Raw genomic sequence first — 20850 nt, 5'->3', positions numbered from 1 at the left:
AATTGACCAATATCAAAGAGCCGCTCCCGGGCCGGGGCTAGGCTGGGGGCGATGATCACTCCCTTCGCCAGCGACGATGCGTCATCTCCGCACGCTCAATCCCGCGCCGGCGGCGATGCGCACTACCCCGGCCTGGCAAGGCTGTCCGGCGATTTCGACGAGGCCGCATTGCGGCAAACCATCGCGCGCAGCAACGACGACCTGATCCCGCAGCCGCTGTCGCTGCACCTGCACACGCCGGCCTGCGGATCGGCCTGCAGCTGCCAGCGCGACGCATCGCCCGGCGGCGGCCCGGCCACGCACAGCAACGCCTACCTGCTGCGGCTGTATCGCGAGATCGCGCTGAAGGCGGCCCTGTTCGACCGCGACCGCGACGTGCTGCGGATATACCTGGGCAGCGGCACGCCCGCGTTCCTCGATCCGGCCCAGGCGGCGGAACTGCTGGACGTCATCCGCCACCACTTCTCGCTGGCCGGACCGCGCAGGCTGGAGTGCGCGATCGGGCTGGACCCGCACACGCTGGACCCGCAGATGATCGAACCGCTGGCCGATGCCGGTTTCAACCACGCACGCCTGCTGCTGAGGCGCTCGCCGGCCGCGCCGGCGCTGCCGGCCCTGGTCCGGCACTGCCACGACAGCGGTTTCGGGACCGTCGCGGTGGAACTGCCCGCGACCGCCCCGGCACGCTTCGGCGATGTCTCCCTGCCGATGCTGGAGCTGGTCCTGCAGGCGCGGCCGGACCACGTGCTGCTGCATGCACCGCGGCTGCCATTGCGCGGCGCGCCCCCCGCCACTCCTTCGCCCGGCGAGCGACGACTGCTCGACGCCGGCTACGTGCACCTGGGCCTGGAGCATTTCGTCCTGCCCGGCAGCGCCCTGCTGCTGGCGCAGGCCGCTGCCGGCCTGCAGCACGATGCCATCGGCTACACCACGCACACGGAAACCGACCTGGTCGGGCTGGGTGCAGGCGCCCTGAGCCGCATCGGCGCCAGCGTCAGCCTCAACGCAGGACGGCTCGGCGAATGGGAGGACGCCGTCGACCACGGCCGGCTGCCGGTCGAGCGCGGGGTGCTGCTGGACGAGGACGACCGCATCCGCGCCGACGCGCTGGATGCGCTGGTCTGCGAAGGCAGGCTCGACCTGGCCCGGCTCAGCCACCGTTTTGCGCTGGATGCGGCACAACGCCTGCAGGATGCGCTGCAGCGCCTGCAGGCGCCGCGCTATGCCGGCCTGGTCGAATTCGACGGCCAGGTGATACGTGCGACCTCGCACGGTCGCCGGTGGTTGCGTATCATCGCGCAGTGCTTCGAACGAACCCCATCCCGCGCTGCCGACCTGTCGCCAGCGGGTCCCTGCAGGCCCCGCTGATCGTCCCAGGAATGTCCAGGTGAAGTCCGGAGTCGTATTCCCGCGCATCGATGCCACCGTGCTGTCCGACGACGGCGACGGGCTGACCTTCTGCTCGACCTGCGCGTTCTCGCAAGCCTGCCTTTCCGAAGGCATGGACAAGCGCGCGTTGAAGGACCTGCACATGCTGGTCGAGCATGTCGGGCCGCTGCAGCCGGGCGATCACGTGTTCCGCGAGGGCGATCCTTTCGGCGCCATCGCCGCGGTGCGCGCCGGCATGGTCAAGACCTTCACCATGGACCGCGACGGCCGCGAGCAGGTGCTGGGCTTCCACCTGCCCGGCGAGGTGATCGGCCTGAACGCGATCCATGCCGAGCGCTATCCCTGCAATGCGGTGGCGTTGGACACGGTGATGCTGTGCCGTTTCTCGTTCAGCCAGATCGCCACCCTGGCCACCCAACTGCCCAACCTGCAGCAGCACCTGTTCCGGCTGATGAGCCACGACATCGGCGTGGCTTCGCTGTTCGCCGGCGACCACTCGGCCTACGAACGCATGGCCGCGTTCCTGATCGGGCTGTCGCGGCGGCTGGCAGCGCGCGGATTCTCGCCGCGGCGTTTCCAGCTGACGATGTCGCGTACCGACATCGCCAACTACCTGCGGCAGGCGCCGGAAACCGTCAGCCGCGTGCTCAAGCGCTTCGAGCAGGACGGGCTGCTGCACGTCAAGCACCGCGACGTCGAGATACTCGACCTGCCGAAGCTGGAAGACATCGCCATGACCGTGCTGCGCCACTGAGGGCGCCGCCAGCGGCATCGTCCGCACCCGGCGACCGCTCCGTCCGCCAGTTCCGCCCATGACACCCTCCCAACGCCCGGCAGACCGGCACCTGGGCGATCACGCGCTGCCCCCGGCCACGCACGGGGCATGCCATGCCCGCCTGCGGTTTCCGCCCGGAGCCGGGCCTGCCCCGCCCCCGCAGCGCCGCGGATGAATGCGCCGCGCGGCTGACGCAGGTCAAGGCGGTGCCGGCAACGCCGGCGCAGACTGCCCGGCATGGAAACACATCCGCGTCCTTCCCGTGGCGGCGCGTCGCTGGGCAACCTGGGACGTGCGCCGCACCGGCTGATGTTCTTCATCGGCGCCAGCAACCTGCTGCTGGCGATGGCCTGGTGGGCGCTGTGGCTGCTGGCCGCGCGCTGGCCGCTGCCGACGATGCCGGTACCGGCGGTGTTCGCCGGCTGGCTGCATGCCTTCGTCATGCAGTACCTGGTGCTGCCCAGCTTCATCTTCGGTTTCCTGCTCACCGTGTTCCCGCGCTGGATGGGCCTGCCCGAACTGGGGCGCCGCCACTACCTGCCGGTGGGCATCGGCCTGATCGGCGGCCAGCTGGCCATCCTGCTCGGCGCGGCGGGCTGGCAGCGGGCCTTCCACGTCGGCCTGGCGCTGTCGCTGCTGGGCTGGAGCATCGGCCTGTGGTGGCTGGGCCGGCTGCTGCTGGCCGAGGCCGGCCGCACCTGGCACGCCCGCTCGTGCATGGCCGCGTTGCTGCTGGGCTACGCCGGGCTGTGGGCATTCGCCGCCTTCGTGCAGGGCGCCAGCCCGGCCTGGGCGCTGGCCAGCCTCAAGCTCGGTGGCTTCGGCCTGCTGCTGCCGGTCTACGTCACCGTCGCCCACCGCATGTTCCCGTTCTTCGCCGGCAATGTCGTTCCCGGCTACCGTTCCTGGCGGCCGCTGTGGTGGCTGGCGGCGTTCTGGGCATTCGCGCTGCTGCACCTCGGGCTGGAAATGGCGCCGGCCCCGGGCTGGCTGTGGCTGGCCGACCTGCCGCTGTTGCTGCTCGCCTGCGTCGCACTGTGGCGCTGGTGGCCGCGCGGACCGATGCCCGGACTGCTGCGGGTGCTGTTCGTCGGCCTGGCATGGTTGCCGGTGACGCTGGCGCTGTACGTGGTGCAGAGCCTGGCCTGGCTGCTGGGCGGACAGGCGATCCTCGGCCGCGGTCCGGCGCATGCGCTGTTCATCGGGTTCTTCGGCAGCCTGCTGGTGGCGATGGTGACCCGCGTGACCCAGGGCCACTCCGGGCGGCCGCTGCGGATGACGCCGGTGGCCTGGTTCGCCTTCGTCGCCATCCAGGTGGTCGCGGTCATGCGGGTGGTGGCCGAAATCGTTGCCGACGCCGGCGCATGGCAGGCGCTGAGCGCTGTCGGCTGGCTGCTGGCGTTCTCGCCGTGGGTGGCCCGGATCGGCCACATCTACCTGATTCCGCGCCACGATGGACGCGAGGGCTGAGCGCATGTGCCGCGGCTCCTGCCCGTGCCCGGGGTTCGAAGCCGGCCACGCCCGCGGTCGGCAGGCAGGCTGCCCGGAGGTCCGGCGATGAGACCATGCGTTTCCGTTCCCGAACCCGGCAGCGAAGGTTGCCGGCTGCTGCTGGAAGCCTTCGATGCCGCCGGCATCGCGGTCGATACCGGCCCCCTGCCCGGCCCGCTTGCCGCCGCCATGTCCGCCGCGCTCGACCTGCGCCTGCTGCCGGCCCCCGAGCCCCTGCAGCGGATCCTCGCCGAACTGGAGCAACTGCCGCGCCACGCGCAGCTGGTGGCGCTGACCCCGCATTGGCCGGCGCCGCTGCTCGACCTCCTCGACGCCCACGGCTACGCCTACCACCTGTGGGCGCTGCCCGACCATGGCACCGGCATCGCCATCTGCCACGCCGCCGATGCGTGGCGGCTGAAGGCGCCGCCGTATCGATGAGCGGGCTGGCCATCACCCGCGCACCTCCGGCCATGCGGCCGCTGCGGTTCCTGCTCACGGCCCCGTTGTGGGGCGCGGTGGCCGGTGGCTGGCTGTTGCTGCAGGGGCCGTCGCTGCTGGTCTCGCGCTGGGCGCTGCCGACGGTAGCGCTGGTGCACCTGTTCACCCTCGGCGTGTTGGGCAACGCCATGCTCGGCAGCCTGCTGCAGTTCCTGCCGGTCGCCGCCGGTGCGCCGCTGCCGTGGCCGGGACTGGCGCCCTGGCTGCATGCCGGCCTCAACCTGGGACTGGCATTGTTCGCCGCATTACTGGCCGGCAGCCGCCCTGCCTGGCTGTGGCTGCCGGGCGGGTTGATGGCTGCGGTGCTGCTGCTGTTCGCGGCCCTGGCCCTGGCCGGCCTGCTGCGCGGACATGGCGTGCGCCTGTTGCGCGCCGGCATCGGCCTGTCGCTGGCGTGCCTGGCGGCGACCGCAGGGCTGGGCCTGCTGGCGGCCGCGATCCTGTCCGGCCGCGTGGCGTTGCCGCTGCCATCGGTCGCGGACCTGCATGCCGGCATCGGCCTGTGGGGCTGGGTGCTGGCGTTGATGGCCGCGGTGGGCAGCGTGACCCTGCCGATGTTCCAGGGCACCCGCCCGCTCCCGCCAGCGGCGCTGCGGGCCTGGTTGTGGACCACATTGCTGGGCCTGCTGGCCGGCGCCGGCATGATCGGCCATGGCGCGCAGGTGCTGCGCATCGCCGGCGCCAGCCTGGCGCTGGCGTTCGCCGCCGCCTCGCTGTGGCTGCAACTGCGCGCCCACCATCGCCGCAATCTGGCGCTGGCGCTGTCCTGGGGCTGCGGCAGCCTGGCCGTGGCGGCCGCCGCCTCGGTCGCCTTGCTCGCGCCACGCGCCGACATCGCGCCGGTGCTGGCCGGCACCCTGGCCATCGCCATCGGCCTGCCGCTGATGCTGCACGGCATGCAGCTGGAAATCACCGGCTTCATCGCCTGGGTGGAATTGCGCCGGCGCTGCCCGCGCGGCCTTCGCATCCCCGGGGTGGACGGCCTGTTCCCCGAGCGGCGCAAGCGCCTGCTGTTCGTCGCCCACGCCGGCGCCGCCGCACTGCTGGCGGCGGCCACCGCGATGCCGGGGCTGACCCGTACCGCCGGTGCCGCGCTGCTGCTCGCCTACGCCTGCAGCTTCGTCGCGCAATGCGCGTGCCTGCAGCGTGCGCGGCGCTTTTCCTTTATCCGCAACCAACGGAGGACAAGCGGATGAGCCAGAAACTTCCCTTGGTGTACTCGTGCTCGGGATGCTCCAGTGCCGCGCAGATGGCCAACCAGCTGGCGCTGTGGCTGGACCGCGCCGGCGCGGCGGAGATGTCGTGCATCGCCGGCGTCGGCGGCGGCGTTGCCGGCCTGGTGCGCACCGCGCAGTCGCAGCGTCCGGTCATCGCCCTGGATGGCTGCGTCCTGCATTGCGTGAAGGCCTGCCTGGACAAGGCCGGGGTGGCCGCGGACGTGTACCTGACCCTGTCCGACTACGGGGTCAAGAAGCGCCGCCATGCCGACTTCGATGCGGTCCAGGCACGCGGTGTGTACCTGGACGAAGTACTGCCGCAGGCACGCCGGCTGCAACCGGCGGCGGACGCGGACAGCGACGCAGCCTGAAAGCCGGCTTCCGCCGCGGCGGCGACAACTCCGCTGCGATGGCGCCCCGCAACCGCCGGCATGGGCGAAGCCGTGGCGGACGCTTACACTTGCCGCCCCGCAAGCAGACGGCCGCCGCGCCGCTCCGCGTGCCGGCCACTTGTCGACTGCCGTCCCCGGAAACTCCATGACCACCACCGTCAACGACTACTACCAGCCCGGCTGGCGCGAGCAGCGCCATGCCTGCCCCGCCTGCGAATGGCAGGGCAGCTCGCGCGACATGGAAATGGAACTGCACGACGAGCAGAGCGAATACCACTGCCCGGAGTGCGAGATGCCGCTGCTGATCGTGCTGCATCCCACGCTGGAGCAGCTGCGCGCGGCGGCCGCCGCGGGCCATCCCGAGGCGCAGGAACAACTGGCCATCCTCGCCTCGGCGCCACGCCCGGATTGAGGGCGGCACCCGCGGGCGGAAGCCGCACGGCCTTCCGCCCTCCGGCGTCAGCCCAGCAGCGTCTCCAGCACCGCCATGCGCACCGCCACGCCGTTGGCGACCTGGCGCAGCACCCACGACTGCGGACCGTCGGCCACTTCGTCGGTGACCTCCACGCCGCGGTTGATCGGGCCCGGATGCAGCACCGCGGCATCGGTGGCGGCGCGGGCCAGGCGCGCATTCGTCAGGCCATAGTCGGCATGGTACTGCTCCAGCGACGGCACCAACCCTTCCTCCATGCGCTCGCGCTGCAGGCGCAACATCATCAGCGCGTCGGCGCCTTCCAGCATCGCGTCGAAATCCTGTCCGACCACGCAGCCCTTCAGGGTGTCCTCGTCGGGCAGCAGCGACTGCGGCCCGCAGACGCGGATCTCGCCGACGCCTAGCGTGCGCAGCGCATGCAGGTCGGTGCGGGCCACCCGCGAGTGCTTCACGTCGCCGACGATCAGCACCTTCAACCGGGAGAAGTCCGGCCCCTTGGCCTGGCGCAGGGTCAGCATGTCCAGCAACCCCTGGGTGGGGTGCGCGCTGCGGCCGTCGCCGGCATTGATCAGCGCCGTGCCCTCGCCCGCCGCCGCGGCCAGCTCGGCCACCGCACCGTCGTCGGGATGGCGCACCACGAAGCCGCGTACGCCCATCGCCTCCAGGTTGCGCAGGGTGTCGCAGGCGGTCTCGCCCTTGCGGGTGGACGAGGTGGAGGCGTCGAAGTTCAGCACGTCCGCGCCCAGCCGCTGCGCGGCCAGCTGGAACGAGCTGCGGGTGCGGGTGGAGGGCTCGAAGAACAGCGTGCACACCGCCGTGCCGGCCAGCACGCTGCGCTTGCCGACGCGGCCGACCGCGGCATCGCGGATCTGGCCGGCGCGGTCGAGCAGTTGCAGCAGGGTCTGTCGGGGCAACCCTTCCAGGGTCAGCAGGTGGCGCAGGCGTCCGTCGGAGTCGAGTTGCGATGCGGTCATGGCGGGGTTCGGTACAGGTCAGGAAATGGGGGTGGCGTCGTCCGGCGCCGACAGCCAGCGTTCGACGATCACCGCGGCGGCCACGGCGTCGAGGTTGGCCGCGTCGCGGCGGCGCTTGCGGCCTTCGGCGCGCTCGACCGCGAAGCGGCGGGCGGCCTCGACCGAGCTGGAGCGCTCGTCCACCAGCACCACCGGCAGCTGGTAGCGCTGCCGCAGCTGGCGGGCGAAGGCATGGGCGCGCTTGCGGTTGGGCTGGTCCTCGCCCTCCAGGGTCAACGGGTCGCCGACCACCAGGCCGCCCGGACGCCATTCCTTGTGCAGGCGGTCCAGCGCGGCCCAGTCCGGGCCGTTGCCATGCACGTCGACCACCGCCACCGCCCGCGCACTGACGCCGAACGCGCTGCCGATGGCCACGCCGATGCGGCGCGAGCCGACGTCGAAGCCGAGCACCGTGGCATCGCGGCGAAGCACGGCCTCAGGCATGCCCGCTGTAGTCCGTGAGCCGGAACAGGTCCACGCCGATGCGTGCGGCCGCGCTCTGCCAGCGGCTTTCCAGCGGCAGCTCGAACAGCAGTCCGCCGTCGGCCGGCACCGTCAGCCAGCTGTTCTCGGCCAGTTCGTGCTCCAGCTGCCCGGCGCCCCAGCCGGCGCAGCCCAGCGCCACCAGCGCGTTGCGCGGGCCGTCGCCATGCGCCATCGCTTCGAGGATGTCGCGCGAGGTGGTCAGGTACAGGCCGCCGCCGACTTCCAGGCTGGAATCCCAGGCGCGCGCATCGTCGTGGATCACGAAGCCGCGCTCCGGATGCACCGGCCCGCCATTGAGCACCGGGCGGCCGCGCAGCGTGGCGTCGTCGGTATGGATGTCCATCTGCGACAGCACCTCGCCCAGCGTGTAGTCCGAGGGCTGGTTGACCACCACGCCCATCGCGCCATCGCCATCGTGCTGGCAGATCAGCGCCACGCTGCGCGCGAAGTTCGGGTCGGCCAGCGACGGCAGCGCGACCAGCAGGTGGTTGGCGAGTTGGGTGGAAAGCGCGGACATGCCGCCATTCTATCGTCTGCGCGGTGATGAAGCCGCCACGCTGCGATAATCGGGGACGGCATCCGTACCGGCCGCACGCGCGCCGGCAATGCCCATCCCTCCACCTCGGCAACCCGCATGAGCAACTACTGCGACTTCGCCCCCGGCCATCCGGTCCATGGCAGCTACCACGACACCGAATACGGCTTTCCGCAGCGCGAGGAAGCCGAACTGTTCGAGCGGCTGGTGCTGGAAATCAACCAGGCCGGACTGAGCTGGGAAACCATCCTGCGCAAGCGCGACAACTTCCGCCGCGCCTACAGCGGCTTCGACGTCGACGCGGTGGCCGGCTACGGCGAGGCGGACGTGGCGCGCCTGCTGGACGATGCCGGCATCATCCGCAACCGGCTCAAGGTGCAGGCCGCCATCCACAATGCCCAGGTCATCCAGCAGCTGCGGCACAGCCACGGCAGTTTCGCCGCCTGGCTCGATGCGCACCACCCGCTGGACAAGCCGGGCTGGGTGAAGCTGTTCAAGAAGACCTTCCGCTTCACCGGCGGCGAGATCACCGGCGAGTTCCTGATGAGCCTGGGCTACCTGCCCGGCGCGCACCACGAGCGCTGCCCGGTCTACCACGTCATCTGCCGGCTCGACCCGCACTGGATGCGGCGTTGATTCCGCGCCGGCAAGCACCCGCCATGCTCCCGCGCCTGCTGTTTTTCCTTGCGCTGTCCGTCCCCGTCGCCGGCGCCCATGCCGCCACGCTCGACGACGTCCTCGAACGCCTGCGCGGCGAGATCGCGGCGCAGCCGATCGACGAGCCCATGCCCATCGACAAGGTGCTGGCGCGCTATCAGGACGAAACGCTGCACTGGTTCGAACTGCCGGTGGAGCCAGATGCCGATGCTGCCCCAACACCGCCGGCGCGGCCGCAGCATGTCGCCCCGGCCGACTGGGAAGCGGTGCTGCATTTCCTGCAGGCGGACGACCCGCAACGCGAGCGGCCGGTGGAACTGGGCGGCCTGTCGCTGGCGCTGGCCGACCTGGACGACGACGGCCACAACGACCTGCTGCTGTCCTACTACAGCGGCGGCACCGGGCTGTTTTCCACCATCGAGGTCGGCCGCCGCCACGGCGACACCTTCGTGTTCGCCGGCAGCGACGGGACGGAGGGCCCGCGCAGCTACTCGATCAACGGCCGCGGCGGCGACCAGGCGGTGTATTTCCTGCGCATCGACGGCCGGCGCCATGTCGGCTACCGCGACGGCGACTACCACGGCGACCTGCTCACCCTCGACCGCCCACTGTCCGCCGATCCGGCCGAACGCACGCCCTCCCATGCGCTGCGCATCGACTACCGCCACCGGCACCGCCTGGCCGCGCCGGCCGGCGAAAGTCCGCCCGCGGACGAAGCACAGCGCGCGATCCTGCAGGACCGGCAACTGCTCGCCGCGATCGAGCGCCAGCTGGCACTGCTGCAGTTCGACGACGATGGCAGGCAGATCGCCCCCGATCCCGGGCAGCGCTGTCCCGTTCCCGCCGACTCCGCAATCGACGGGGACACCCGCTGGCAATGGCCGTGGCGCTTCGCCGGGCACTACACCTTCGATTTCGTGGCCGACATGCGGGTCGAAAGCGGCGGACGCTGCCTCGGCGCCAGCCTGGTGGCCTTCCGCAGCAGCTACATGGCGTCCTACGAGAACTGCTGCCAGCTGTGGCTGTTCGACGCGCCCGGCGAACAGGCCACCAGCCTGGAGCTGCGCAGCGAACGCCGCCTGCACCGGGTGGAAATCGTTCCCGCCGGCGCCGGCTGAGCCTCCGGCGCCGCCACGCCCGGCTCAGACGCCCATGTAGCGGCCGGGCCGGTGGTTGAACATCAACACCAGGCTCAGCACCACCGCGCCCAGCGCCGAATACAGCACGTTGAGCGGCGACAGCACGAAACAGGCGGCGACCATCAACACGGTATCGAACGCCATCTGCACCTTGCCGGCGCTCCAGCCGCGGCTGCGCTGCAGATAGACCGCCAGCACGCCGATCCCGCCCAGGCTGGCGCGGTGGCGGATGAAGAACAGCATCCCCAATCCGGCCAGCGCGCCGCCGACGATGGCCGAATACAGCGGCGCCATCGTCGAGTAGGCCACCCAGCGCGGCAACAGGTCGGTCAGCACGCCGCAGGCGGTCACCGCGGCCAGGGTCTTGAGGGTGAACTCCCAGCCCATGCGCCGCACCGCCAGCCAGTAGAACGGCACGTTGACCAGCACGAACACCAGGCCGAAGTTCCACTCCAGCGCGTAGTGCACCAGGAACGCCACCCCGGCCATGCCGCCGATCATCAGCCCGCCCTGGGCGAACACCGACAGCCCCAGCGAGGCCACCAGCGTGGCCAGCACCATGCCCTGCACGTCCTCGGCGACGGAATGGCGCAGGGCCTTCTGGTCGGCGACGGTGCCGGCACTGTCGGGCGGCGGGGTCAACGGACCGGCAGTGACGAGGTGACCGTCGGCCACGGGCGAACCGCCGACAGGATCGGAGACAGGAGCAGTCATGGGGGACTGGGGAAGATTGTGGGGGACGGCAATTAGATACAAATGCAACTATTTTTGCCACCTTGCCGACGCGGCATCGCCCGTCGAAGTCGCCGGGAGGGCGTGGAATCCGGGATCGCCCGCGTGCGCCAGCCCAGCCCCAGCGCGCCACGGGCCGAACCTGCGGGCTTCCCGCCCAAGCGAAAACGCGCGGGAAAAGGTTCTTCCCGCATCCGAGGAAGGAGCGCATTCCAGGGCCGCCGTGTTGCTGCGCGGAAAGCTCGCGACCGACGCCGCTCCTACGGGGCAGGAGCGACGTCGGTCGCGACAGGGGGACATCGGCTGCCCTCTCCGTGCCTGGATGAATGACCAAGAAAAAGGCCCGGTCGTCGACCGGGCCTGCATCTTCCGCCAACAGGGTGGGACGTCACCGGACCTCGGCGATCTCCACCCCGTCCAGGCCCTGCGCCAGGGTCTTGGCGTCGCCGCCCTGCGAGAGCTTGATGCGCAGGCGCACCTCGTTCTGCGAGTCGGCGTAGCGCAGCGCGTCCTCGTAGCTGATCTCGCCGGCCTGGTACAGCTCGAACAGGCTCTGGTCGAAGGTCTTCATGCCCAGCTGCACGGATTCCTTCATCACTTCCTTGAGCTTGTGGATCTCGCCGTCGCGGATGTAGTCCTGCACCAGCGGCGTGCCGAGCATGATCTCCATCGCCACGCGGCGGCCCTTGCCGTCCGGGGTCGGGATCAGCTGCTGCGCCACCACGCCCTTGAGGTTGAGCGACAGGTCCATCAGCAGCTGGTTGCGGCGGTCTTCCGGGAAGAAGTTGATGATGCGGTCCATCGCCTGGTTGGCGTTGTTGGCATGCAGCGTGCACAGCACCAGGTGGCCGGTTTCGGCGAAGGCGATGGCGTGGTCCATGCCCTCGCGGGTGCGCACCTCGCCGATCATGATCACGTCCGGGGCCTGGCGCAGGGTGTTCTTCAGCGCGTTCTCCCAGCTGTCGGTGTCGATGCCGACCTCGCGCTGGGTGATGATGCAGCCCTCGTGCTTGTGCACGAATTCGATCGGGTCCTCGATGGTGATGATGTGCCCGGTCGAGTTCTGGTTGCGGTAGCCGATCATCGCCGCCAGCGAGGTCGACTTGCCGGTGCCGGTGGCGCCGACGAAGATGATGATGCCGCGCTTGGTCATCGCCAGGGTCTTGATCACCGGCGGCAGGTTCAGCTCCTCCACCGTCGGGATCCGGGTCTCGATCCGGCGCAGCACCATGCCCACCTGGTTGCGCTGGTAGAAGCAGGAGACGCGGAAGCGGCCGACGCCGGCCACGCCGATGGCGAAGTTGCACTCGTGGGTCTTCTCGAACTCCTCGCGCTGGGCCGGGGTCATCACGTTGAGGACCATGTCGCGGCTCTGCTGCGGGGTCAGCGGCGTCTGCGTGATCGGCGTGATCTTGCCGTGCACCTTCATCGACGGCGGCATGCCCGAGGTGATGAACAGGTCCGACGCCTTCTGGTGCGCCATCAGCTTGAGGAACGAGGTGAAGTCGATGGTGCTCATGGCTTTGCTCCGGATAATGCGGTGCTGGAATGGAGGGCCTGTGGCGACGCCGTCGTGCGCGGCCCCCTGCCGCGCATGACGGCCGCCGGCAGCGGCATGCCCGTGCCGGTCATTCGAACAGGCGCTTGTCCTTGGCGTACTCGCGGGCCTGGTTGCGGGTGATCAGGCTGCGCTTGACCAGGTCCTGCAGGTGCTGGTCGAGCGTCATCATGCCCATCTGCTGGCCGGTCTGGATCGCCGAGTACATCTGCGCCACCTTGTCCTCGCGGATCAGGTTGCGGATGGCCGGGGTGCCGACCATGATTTCCCAGGCCGCGGTGCGGCCGCCGCCGACCTTCTTCAGCAGCGCCTGCGAGATCACCGCGCGCAGCGACTCGGACAGCATCGAGCGCACCATCGGCTTCTCGCCGGCCGGGAACACGTCGATGATGCGGTCGATGGTCTTGGCCGCCGAGCTGGTATGCAGGGTGCCGAACACCAGGTGCCCGGTTTCCGCGGCGGTCAGCGCCAGGCGGATGGTCTCCAGGTCGCGCAACTCGCCGACCAGGATGATGTCCGGGTCCTCGCGCAGCGCCGAGCGCAGCGCCTCGTTGAAGCCGTGGGTGTCGCGGTGCACCTCGCGCTGGTTGATCAGGCACTTCTGCGAGGTATGCACGAACTCGATCGGGTCCTCGACGGTGAGGATGTGCCCGTACTCGTTCTTGTTGATGTGGTCGATCATCGCCGCCAGCGTGGTCGACTTGCCCGAGCCGGTCGGACCGGTCACCAGGATCAGGCCCTGCGGCTGCTGGATCAGTTCGCGGAAGATCGGCGGGCAGGCCAGGTCCTCCAGCGTCAGCACCTCGGACGGAATGGTACGGAACACCGCACCGGCGCCGCGGTTCTGGTTGAACGCGTTGACGCGGAAGCGCGCCAGCGACGGGATCTCGAACGAGAAGTCGACCTCGAGGAACTCCTCGTAGTCGCGGCGCTGTTTGTCCGACATGATGTCGTACACGAGCGCGTGCACCTGCTTGTGGTCGAGCGCCGGGATGTTGATGCGACGGACATCGCCGTCGACACGGATCATCGGCGGCAGGCCTGCAGACAGGTGCAGGTCCGATGCCTTGTTCTTGACCGAAAACGCCAATAGTTCAGCGATATCCATACGCTGCTGCTCCCCTTGCTGCGACTGGAAGGATTTTTCCCCAGGCCGCAGTATAGCCTCCTTCCCACGACTGGAATGCTCCTTTTGCCGGCCGCATCCCTCCACCAGATTCTTACGGACATGGACAACGCCGCCCGTGCCGCCGGGCGGCCACCGGCACGCCTGCTGGCGGTGTCCAAGACCCAGCCGGCGGCGGCGGTGGCCGCGCTCGCGGCGCAGGGGCAGCGCGCGTTCGGCGAGAACTACGTGCAGGAAGCGGCGGCCAAGATCGCCGAACTGTCCGGCCTGGGCCTGGAGTGGCATCTGATCGGCCACCTGCAATCCAACAAGGCCGAGCAGGCCGCGCAGCTGTTCGACTGGGTGCAGAGCGTGGACCGGCCCAAGCTGGTGGCGGCACTGGCGCGTCACCGCCCCGCCGGGCGCGCGCCGCTGAACGTGCTGGTCCAGGTCGACATCGACGACGAGGACAGCAAGCACGGCTGCCGTCCTGAAGAGGTGGCGGCGCTGGCGGCCGCCATCGCCGCCGAACCGCGCCTGCGCCTGCGCGGGCTGATGGCCATCCCGGCGCCGTATCCGGACCCGGCACGCCGGCGCGCCGCATTCAGCCGCATGCATGCGCTGTTCGAAACGCTGGCCGTCGCGCACCCCCATGTCGATACGCTGTCGATGGGGATGAGCGGGGATTTCGCCCTGGCCATCGCCGAAGGCGCGACCATGGTCCGCGTGGGCACCGCGCTGTTCGGCGAGCGCCCTTCCCCCTGATTCCGCCGCGCCTGCCGCAGGCGCGCCACGACGAGGCAAACGATGAACAATCCGGCTTCCGCCCCGACCCCGACGATCGCCTTCATCGGCGGCGGCAACATGGCCCGCAGCCTGATCGCCGGGCTGGTCCGCCAGGGCACGCCCGGCAGCGCGATCCGCGTGGCCGAACCGGTGGCCGCACTGCGCGACGCGCTGCAACGGGACTTCGGCGTGGGTACCTTCGCCGATGCCGGCGACGCCGTGCGGGACGCGGCGTTGTGGGTGCTGGCGGTGAAACCGCAGGTGATGCGCGAGGTCTGCGCCGCGCTGGCCGCCACCGCGCAGGGGCGGCATCCGCTGGTGCTGTCGATCGCCGCCGGCATCACCGCCGGCCAGCTCGACCGCTGGCTCGGCGGCGGCCAGTCCGTGGTGCGCGCCATGCCCAACACCCCGGCCCTGCTCGGCGCCGGCGTCACCGGCCTGTTCGCCAATCCGCGGGTCGCGCCGGCCCAACGCACGCAGGCCGGACAGGTACTGGCCAGCGCCGGGCGCACGGTGTGGATCGAGGACGAGGCGAGCATGGACGCGGTCACCGCCGTCTCCGGCAGCGGCCCGGCCTACGTGTTCCTGCTGGCCGAGGCGATGGAAGCCGCGGCACTGGAGCAGGGGCTGCCGGCCGAAGCCGCGCGCACCCTGGTGCTGGAGACCGTGCTCGGTGCGGCGCGCATGCTGACCGAGGCCGGCGAGGCGCCGGCCGAACTGCGCCGCCGCGTCACCTCGCCCGGCGGCACCACCCAGGCCGCCATCGAGACCTTCCAGGCCGGCGGCCTGGAAGCGCTGACCGCCCGTGCCATCGCCGCGGCCGCGCAACGCGGGCGCGAGCTGTCGGCCGCCAACGACTGAGCCGGCGATGCGCCTGCCCTCCGCCCTGCCGCCGGCCTGCATGTTGGCGATGGCGCTGCTCGGCGGCTGTTCCGGCAGCGAGACCCCGCGCCCGGCAACGGTGCTGGCGGCGGAACCCAGCCATTCCGACTTCGGCGCACTGCGCGTGCACTACAACGTGCTGCCGACCCTGGCGATGAACCCGGCGGTCGCCCGCAGTTACGGCGTGCCGCGCGATGCCGGCCAGGCGCTGCTGGTGGTGGCGCTGCGCGAACTGCGCCAGGGCGCCGAACTGCCCGCCGACGGCGCCGTGACCGCCACCGCGGTGGACCTGTCCGGGCGCCGCCAGCAGATCGTGCTGCGCACGGTGCGCACCGGCAGCTATGCCGACCATGTCGGCCTGGTACGGATCAGCCGGCACGACACCCTGCGTTTCGACCTGCAGGTGCAATCGGCCAACGGCGGCGGCAGCGTGAAGTTCCAGCGCAATTTCTGAGGCGTTGCCCGCGATCTCGCCGGGACGAATGCGGGCGGTCTTCGCACCGCATGCATCGGGGAAGAGGCCCTGGCTGCGATGACGGTCGTTCCCGCAAGACGAGTCCGTCCACGGAGCCGGCCCAGGGGCCGGATGCGGACGGTGGATGTCGCCCGCCGGGAACCCGGCACGGCCGGCGCATGCTCCGCACACGCTCCATCGTCGGCGACCAGGCGGGCGCCCCGGATCGTCCGCTTCCACCCTCGTGCAGGCACGCCCGCAAGATCACCAACGGACCGCTGGCGCACAGGTCCGCGCTTGCGGCGCCCGCGTCCGGCAGGCCGTGCCGCGGCGCCTACTTGCGCCAGCGTTGCGGGCCGTCGCCGAGCTCGCCCAGTGCATCGCCCGGGTTGCTGAGCCGGCAGCGCTGCAGCGACAGGCAGCCGCAGCCGATGCAGTCGGTGAGCTGGTCGCGCAGCAACTGCAGCTGGACGATGCGCTCGTCCAGCTCGCGGCGCCAGGCGGCCGACAGCCGCGCCCAGTCGGCGCGGGTCGGCGTGCGCTGCTCGGGCAAGGTGCCGAACGCGCGCAGCACCGCCTCCAGCGGAACGCCCACCCGCTGCGCCACCCGGATAACGGCCAGCCGCCGCAGCACGTCGCGCCCATAGCGGCGCTGGTTGCCGGCGGTGCGCAGGCTGCGGATCAGCCCTTTCTTCTCGTAGAAATGCAACGCGGACACCGCCACCCCGCTACGCCGCGCCACCTCGCCCACGCTCATTTCCTGCATCATCCACGCTTGACCTCGACATAGGTTGAGGAAACATGCTGCGCGCCTGCCACGACCGGCACAAGTGTCGCGCCGCCGTCGTCCGCGTTCCGTCCTCCGCTGGAAGCTCCATGACATCGCACGCCGCCTCTTCCCCCGCCGCCGTTCCTCCGGTCGGCTCGGTGCTTTCGCCGTCCTTCCGCGCCGCCACCCTGGGCATGGTGGCGCTGGTCTCGCTGATCGCGTTCGAAGCGCTGGCGGTGGCCACCGCCATGCCCACCGTGGCGCGCGAACTCGACGGCCTGCGGCTGTATGCCTTCGCCTTCGGCGGCACCCTGGCCACCAGCGTGATCGGCATGACCCTGGCCGGCCGCTGGAGCGATGCCCGCGGCCCGGCCCAGCCACTGTGGACCGGGCTGGCCTGCTTCGTCGCCGGGCTGTTGCTGGCCGGGCTGGCGCCGGACATGCCGACCCTGATCGGCGGGCGCCTGCTGCAGGGGCTGGGCGCCGGCACCCTCTTCGTGACCCTGTACGTGGTGGTGGCGCGGCTGTATCCCGAAGCGTTGCGGCCACGCATCTTCGCCGCGTTCTCGGCCGCCTGGGTGCTGCCCTCGCTGCTCGGGCCGACGCTGGCCGGGCTGATCGTGCAGCACGTGGGCTGGCGCTGGGTGTTCCTGGCGGTGCCGATGCTGGCGATCCCCGCCGCACTGCTGCTGCGCCCCACCGTGCGCAGGCTGGCGGCCGAGGACCCGCGCGGTGCGGTGCTGGACCGCACCGTACTCTGGGCCATCGGCGCCTCGATCGGCATCCTGCTGCTGTACGCAGGCGGCCAGATGCATGGCGCCATCGCAGTGCCGCTGCTGCTGCCGGCGGCGGCCCTGCTGGGCCTGTGCAGCTGGAAACTGCTGCCGGCCGGCACCCTGCGGCTGCGCCGCGGCCTGCCCAGCGTGATCGCGCTGCGCGGCCTCGCCGGGGCCGCCTTCTTCGGCTGCGAGGCGTTCCTGCCGCTGCTGCTGTCGCGCGAACGCGGGCTGTCGCCCTGGCTGGCCGGGGTGGCGCTGAGCGTCGGTGCGCTGGGCTGGGCCGCCGGCTCCTGGTACCAGGGACACACCCGCCGCGGCTGGTCGCGCCGGCAACTGCTGCAGACCGGCGCCCTGGCCATGGCCGCGGGCATCGGCCTGACCGGGCTGGCGATGATCGCCGCGGTGCCGGTGGCCGTCGCCATCGCCGGCTGGGTCCTGACCGGGCTGGGCATGGGCCTGGTCTACCCGAGCCTGTCGGTGCTGACGCTGTCGCTGTCGCCGCCCGCGCAGCAGGGCCGCAACAGCTCGGCGCTGCAGTTGAGCGAGGCGATCGCGGTGGCCACCACCCTGGCGGTCAGCGGCTCGCTGTTCGCCTGGCTGCTGGCGCATGCGGTCTGGCTGGGCTACCTGCTGAACTTCGCCATCGCCGGCGCCCTGGCGCTGATGGCGCTGTGGGTGGCGCGGCGCGTCTGAGGCGCCGCGCTCAGCGCGCGCCTTCCCGTTCGGCCAGGTCCAGGTGCAGGATGCGGCGGATCTCCAGGATCGCCTGCGGCGTTTCCTGCACGCTGTGCCCGGAGACGATCACCTTCTCCGACAGCGCGCCATCCAGGTGCGCGCTCCAGTAGGGCACCAGCCCGTCGTCGGAATCGGCCAACGGTACTTCCGGCTTCCGCTGCGCGATGATCGAGTGGTACTTCAGCCCGGGCATGATCGGCAGCTGCGACGACGCCCGGACGAACGGGTCGCTCGATTTCAGGTTGTCGATGCTGTTGGGAATGCGCGGCTTCTCCGCCTTTTCCTCCTGCGCCCCGGCAGGGTCCACCAGCATCTCGAACACGTCCCCGAACTTGCCCAGGATGGTCACCGGCAACCGCACCAGCTTGCCGATCATCCGCCCCAGCCGGTTGCCGGCGGCATCGGTGCCGCGATGCGGGGCAGCGATGAAGATCGCCCGCTCCACCGTCGGCCGCGCCTCGAAGTGCAGCAGCGGGCCGAGCTTGGCCCGCACCCGCTGCAGGCGCTCGCCGCTGAGCTGGTAGCGCTGCAGCAGGCCGTCCCACAGCTGCTCGCCGGAGGAGGTCACCAGCAGCCGCGCCAGCACCCCGCCCATGCTGTGGCCGATCAGCACCATGTCGCGCGAGGCCGGCGCCCGGCCGCCCGGGTCGAAGTGCCTGAGCGTGGCGTCGAGCGCGTTGTCGATCTCGTAGCGGTTCAGCGCGACCGGCGCATTGGTCGGGTAGTACACCTGCCACACCTGGAAATGCTCGCGCAGCACCGGGTCGCCCATCACCTCGTTGGCGACGTTGACCCAGGCCTCCGGACTGCTGGCCAGGCCGTGCAGCATGAAGATGATGCGGCGGTCCGGGTCGTAGGGCTGCATCAGGTAGATGTGCGGCTCGCGGATGCCTTCGCCGCGGCCGAACAGGGTGCGCAGCGATTGCGTGGCGAAGCCCGACTGCGCCAGCCACAGGCCGTAGGCGGCGGTGAAGTTGGCCGCCAGCGGCACGCGCTGGCCGTGCAGGTCCACGCTGGCGGTGCGCTCGGGCTCGTAGGCCTCGATCACCACCTCGCGGGTATCGAGCACTTCCTGCAGCGTGTCGCCGCTGAAACGCAGCAGCGCGGTGGCGGCGATGGACGGCATCTCGCTGAACACCGGTGCCTTGTCCGCCCCGCCTTCGGCGTCGACCGGCACCGCCAGCGACGGCGGCTCCATCTCCACCACCAGTTCGGCGCCGAAACCGTCGCGCCGGTAGGTGCTGCGCATGCCCGCGAAACCGATCGCCGAGGCCGAGACCAGCCGCCGCGGGATGCTGTTCAGGCGCAGCTGGCCGAAATCGACGGCGAGGGTCCAGTTGCCGTTGCGCACCGGCTGCTCCAGGTCCTCGCCCTGGAGCGCCCGCTGGCGGCTGCGCTGGAACACCGCCGCGGCGGCCTGGTCGGCGGCGTAGTTGTAGTAGTCGCGCACCTGCGTCTGCCGTTCCTCGAACGCGCGCTCGGCCGGCGTGCGCCCGCTGAAGAACAGGTAGGCATAGGCGTACCGGGCCGCCTCCAGCCAGGCGTCCAGCGCCGCCTCGGACAACGGCAGCCGCTCGCGGTCCTTGTCCTTGGGCGTCAGCGCCAGCGCGGTCTGCGTCCACAGTTCGGCCAGTGTCGCCAGCTGCTGCTCCTGGCCCAGTCCGTCGGTATCGGACAGCGCCTGCAGGCAGTGCGGCAGGTCCTTGCGGCACTGCCCGGCATCCAGCCCGATGACGCTCAGCGCTTCCTGCGCGGCATTGCTGAGCCGCTGGGTGGTGAGCACGTCGCCGCGCTTCACCGCCATGTAGTCGGCGGAAGCCACCGGCTTCACCGTCACCATCGCGCAGCCGCCGAGCAGCAGCGTCGACAACAGCAGCAGCCAGGGCGGCGCGATGCGCGCCATGCGCGGGAATCGTTCGATCATCGCGGGCTTCCTTGCTCGATACCGGGAACGCCGCGCCGGATGGCGCGGCTGAAATCGTCCGCATCGCCCGCGGCGCGGGCGCGGTCGGTGATGCGGCCGCGCGCCTTGAGCGTGGCGAAATCGTAGCCGGGCACCAGTCCCTTGGCGTCGTGCGCGTACTCGGCCAGGTAACCCGACAGCAGCAACCGGTAGTCCAGCGGCAACCCCGGCGCGATCCGCCGCACCAGCTCGAACACGACCGTGGTGCAGTTGCTGGTCAGGGTGTTGTAGAAACGCGGCTCGCGCCGCAGCTCGTCGGCCTGCTGCAGGTAGGACAGCAGCAGCTCCTGCAGCTCGGGCTGCGACAGCCCCTGCAGCCGGTAGAGATAGACGTCCTCGCCGCGGACGTTGCTGCGCACCCGCACGATGTCGCGTTCGTCGGCCGCCACCAGCACCGCCTCGAACTGGCGGAAGAAGCCGCCGATGGCCGAGAACGATTCGCCGCGCTCCTTGCGGATCTCCAGCGAGAACACCAGCTGGCGGCCGTCGTCGAAACCGAACGACACCAGCGTGTGGGCGATGGCCGGGCCCATCCAGTAGGACAGGATCAGGTCGGCCGACACCAGCCGGTCGAGATCGTACTCGCGGCGCTCCCAGCGGATGTCGTAGTCGCTGTTGCTGCGCCAGTGGAAGTCGCGCACGTTGTCGATCACCACCTGCCGGCCCTGCACCTGCGCGCGCAGCGGCTGCGCCACGTCGTCGGCCCATTGCCGGTCCTGCGAAGGAAGGATCGTCGTCCACCAGCCGAGCATCGCCACCAGCAGCCCGGCATATACCAGCAGCGCCGGCCAGCGCCGGCACGGCCGCAGGCAGGCGCGCAACGCCAGCGCCGCGGCCACGCTCCACGGCACGATGGCCAGGCCGCGCAGCAGCGGCCCGCCCGGCAACTGGAACCACAGCGCGCCGGCGCCCCACACCGCGACCAGCACGCAGCACAGTGCCAGCGCGCCGCAGCCGATGCCGCGCAGGATCCGACGCAGGCCACCGGCCCGCCTCCCCTGCGCCACCATCAATGCCACCCGCGCACGGTTCCGCCGTCGAAGGCCGGCGGGAGCCGGC

At 70.9% G+C, this 20850-nt stretch carries 22 protein-coding genes; 13 read left to right on the top strand and 9 right to left on the bottom strand.

The window, feature by feature from the left end; all coding sequences use genetic code 11:
- Positions 1 to 51 precede the first annotated feature (51 nt).
- The 7 genes from OK345_RS06455 to OK345_RS06425 all read left to right on the top strand — a co-directional run bounded on the left by OK345_RS06455 (position 52) and on the right by OK345_RS06425 (position 6177).
- Positions 52 to 1368, top strand: coding sequence for an oxygen-independent coproporphyrinogen III oxidase (locus OK345_RS06455; protein WP_265127098.1), 1317 nt, complete (start codon positions 52 to 54; stop codon positions 1366 to 1368).
- Between the two features lie 19 nt (positions 1369 to 1387).
- Positions 1388 to 2143, top strand: coding sequence for a helix-turn-helix domain-containing protein (locus tag OK345_RS06450; protein ID WP_265127097.1), 756 nt, complete (start codon positions 1388 to 1390; stop codon positions 2141 to 2143).
- Positions 2144 to 2401: 258 nt separating this feature from the next.
- Entirely contained in the window at positions 2402 to 3634 is a 1233-nt protein-coding gene (locus OK345_RS06445; RefSeq protein ID WP_265127096.1) for an NnrS family protein, read from the top strand.
- A gap of 87 nt (positions 3635 to 3721) precedes the next feature.
- Complete coding sequence (locus OK345_RS06440) at positions 3722 to 4096, top strand: DUF2249 domain-containing protein (protein WP_265127095.1); 375 nt, start codon at positions 3722 to 3724, stop codon at positions 4094 to 4096.
- Entirely contained in the window at positions 4093 to 5352 is a 1260-nt protein-coding gene (locus OK345_RS06435; RefSeq protein WP_265127094.1) for a hypothetical protein, read from the top strand. The genes OK345_RS06440 and OK345_RS06435 overlap by 4 nt, the downstream gene beginning before the upstream one ends.
- The gene (locus OK345_RS06430) at positions 5349 to 5744 is read left to right on the top strand and encodes a putative zinc-binding protein (RefSeq protein WP_265127093.1); all 396 of its coding nucleotides are present in this window, start codon (positions 5349 to 5351) and stop codon (positions 5742 to 5744) included. Before OK345_RS06435 ends, OK345_RS06430 begins: the two co-directional genes overlap by 4 nt.
- Before the next feature lie 166 nt (positions 5745 to 5910).
- Positions 5911 to 6177 (top strand): hypothetical protein, encoded by a 267-nt coding sequence (locus OK345_RS06425; RefSeq protein ID WP_265127092.1) that lies wholly within the window; start codon positions 5911 to 5913, stop codon positions 6175 to 6177.
- 47 nt (positions 6178 to 6224) lie between these two features.
- Here OK345_RS06425 and OK345_RS06420 read toward each other — a convergent pair whose 3' ends face one another.
- From OK345_RS06420 to OK345_RS06410, 3 genes are read right to left on the bottom strand one after another with little or no spacing between them, the layout of a single operon-like run.
- A complete protein-coding gene (locus OK345_RS06420; protein WP_265127091.1) occupies positions 6225 to 7172 on the bottom strand; it encodes an aspartate carbamoyltransferase catalytic subunit in 948 nt (315 codons plus the stop codon).
- Positions 7173 to 7190: 18 nt separating this feature from the next.
- On the bottom strand, positions 7191 to 7655 hold the full coding sequence (ruvX, locus tag OK345_RS06415) for a Holliday junction resolvase RuvX (RefSeq protein WP_265127090.1): 465 nt from the start codon (positions 7653 to 7655) through the stop codon (positions 7191 to 7193).
- Entirely contained in the window at positions 7648 to 8214 is a 567-nt protein-coding gene (locus tag OK345_RS06410; RefSeq protein WP_265127088.1) for a YqgE/AlgH family protein, read from the bottom strand. The genes ruvX and OK345_RS06410 overlap by 8 nt, the downstream gene beginning before the upstream one ends.
- A 117-nt stretch (positions 8215 to 8331) precedes the next feature.
- On the opposite strand from OK345_RS06410, the gene OK345_RS06405 reads away from it, so the two are divergent.
- Positions 8332 to 8868: a DNA-3-methyladenine glycosylase I gene (locus tag OK345_RS06405; protein WP_265127087.1), complete on the top strand. Its 537-nt coding sequence runs from the start codon at positions 8332 to 8334 to the stop codon at positions 8866 to 8868.
- 23 nt (positions 8869 to 8891) lie between these two features.
- Positions 8892 to 10007 (top strand): hypothetical protein, encoded by a 1116-nt coding sequence (locus tag OK345_RS06400; protein ID WP_265127086.1) that lies wholly within the window; start codon positions 8892 to 8894, stop codon positions 10005 to 10007.
- A 24-nt stretch (positions 10008 to 10031) separates the two neighbouring features.
- Here the strand turns inward: OK345_RS06400 and OK345_RS06395 are convergent, their stop codons facing one another.
- From OK345_RS06395 to OK345_RS06385, 3 genes are all read right to left on the bottom strand, one after another.
- Positions 10032 to 10742, bottom strand: coding sequence for a YitT family protein (locus tag OK345_RS06395; protein ID WP_265127085.1), 711 nt, complete (start codon positions 10740 to 10742; stop codon positions 10032 to 10034).
- A gap of 406 nt (positions 10743 to 11148) precedes the next feature.
- Positions 11149 to 12279: a PilT/PilU family type 4a pilus ATPase gene (locus OK345_RS06390; protein WP_265127084.1), complete on the bottom strand. Its 1131-nt coding sequence runs from the start codon at positions 12277 to 12279 to the stop codon at positions 11149 to 11151.
- Positions 12280 to 12388: 109 nt separating this feature from the next.
- Positions 12389 to 13426 carry a type IV pilus twitching motility protein PilT gene (locus OK345_RS06385; RefSeq protein WP_265127083.1) on the bottom strand — a complete coding sequence of 346 codons (1038 nt, stop codon included), beginning with the start codon at positions 13424 to 13426 and terminating at the stop codon, positions 12389 to 12391.
- Between the two features lie 84 nt (positions 13427 to 13510).
- Between OK345_RS06385 and OK345_RS06380 the strand changes: the two genes are divergently transcribed.
- From OK345_RS06380 to OK345_RS06370, 3 genes are read left to right on the top strand one after another with little or no spacing between them, the layout of a single operon-like run.
- Positions 13511 to 14188, top strand: a complete 678-nt coding sequence (locus OK345_RS06380) for a YggS family pyridoxal phosphate-dependent enzyme (RefSeq protein ID WP_265127313.1) — start codon at positions 13511 to 13513, stop codon at positions 14186 to 14188.
- Between the two features lie 42 nt (positions 14189 to 14230).
- Positions 14231 to 15070, top strand: coding sequence for a pyrroline-5-carboxylate reductase (gene proC / locus OK345_RS06375; RefSeq protein WP_265127082.1), 840 nt, complete (start codon positions 14231 to 14233; stop codon positions 15068 to 15070).
- 7 nt (positions 15071 to 15077) lie between these two features.
- Entirely contained in the window at positions 15078 to 15545 is a 468-nt protein-coding gene (locus OK345_RS06370; protein ID WP_265127081.1) for a DUF4426 domain-containing protein, read from the top strand.
- A gap of 334 nt (positions 15546 to 15879) precedes the next feature.
- Here the strand turns inward: OK345_RS06370 and soxR are convergent, their stop codons facing one another.
- Positions 15880 to 16314 carry a redox-sensitive transcriptional activator SoxR gene (soxR, locus tag OK345_RS06365; protein WP_265127080.1) on the bottom strand — a complete coding sequence of 145 codons (435 nt, stop codon included), beginning with the start codon at positions 16312 to 16314 and terminating at the stop codon, positions 15880 to 15882.
- Between the two features lie 107 nt (positions 16315 to 16421).
- Here soxR and OK345_RS06360 point away from each other — a divergent pair, with 107 nt between their 5' ends.
- Entirely contained in the window at positions 16422 to 17786 is a 1365-nt protein-coding gene (locus OK345_RS06360; protein WP_265127079.1) for an MFS transporter, read from the top strand.
- 10 nt (positions 17787 to 17796) lie between these two features.
- On the opposite strand, the gene OK345_RS06355 is transcribed toward OK345_RS06360, so the two are convergent.
- Complete coding sequence (locus OK345_RS06355) at positions 17797 to 19752, bottom strand: esterase/lipase family protein (RefSeq protein WP_265127078.1); 1956 nt, start codon at positions 19750 to 19752, stop codon at positions 17797 to 17799.
- Positions 19749 to 20801 (bottom strand): Lnb N-terminal periplasmic domain-containing protein, encoded by a 1053-nt coding sequence (locus OK345_RS06350; RefSeq protein ID WP_265127312.1) that lies wholly within the window; start codon positions 20799 to 20801, stop codon positions 19749 to 19751. The genes OK345_RS06355 and OK345_RS06350 overlap by 4 nt, the downstream gene beginning before the upstream one ends.
- Between the last annotated feature and the right edge of the window lie 49 nt (positions 20802 to 20850).

Origin of the sequence: Xanthomonas chitinilytica (assembly GCF_026107455.2) — a bacterium.
In the GTDB taxonomy this organism is placed as follows: Bacteria; Pseudomonadota; Gammaproteobacteria; order Xanthomonadales; family Xanthomonadaceae; genus Stenotrophomonas; species Stenotrophomonas chitinilytica.
The sequence above is the reverse complement of the archived record's forward strand: the minus strand, read 5'-3'. Positions and strand labels throughout refer to the sequence as shown.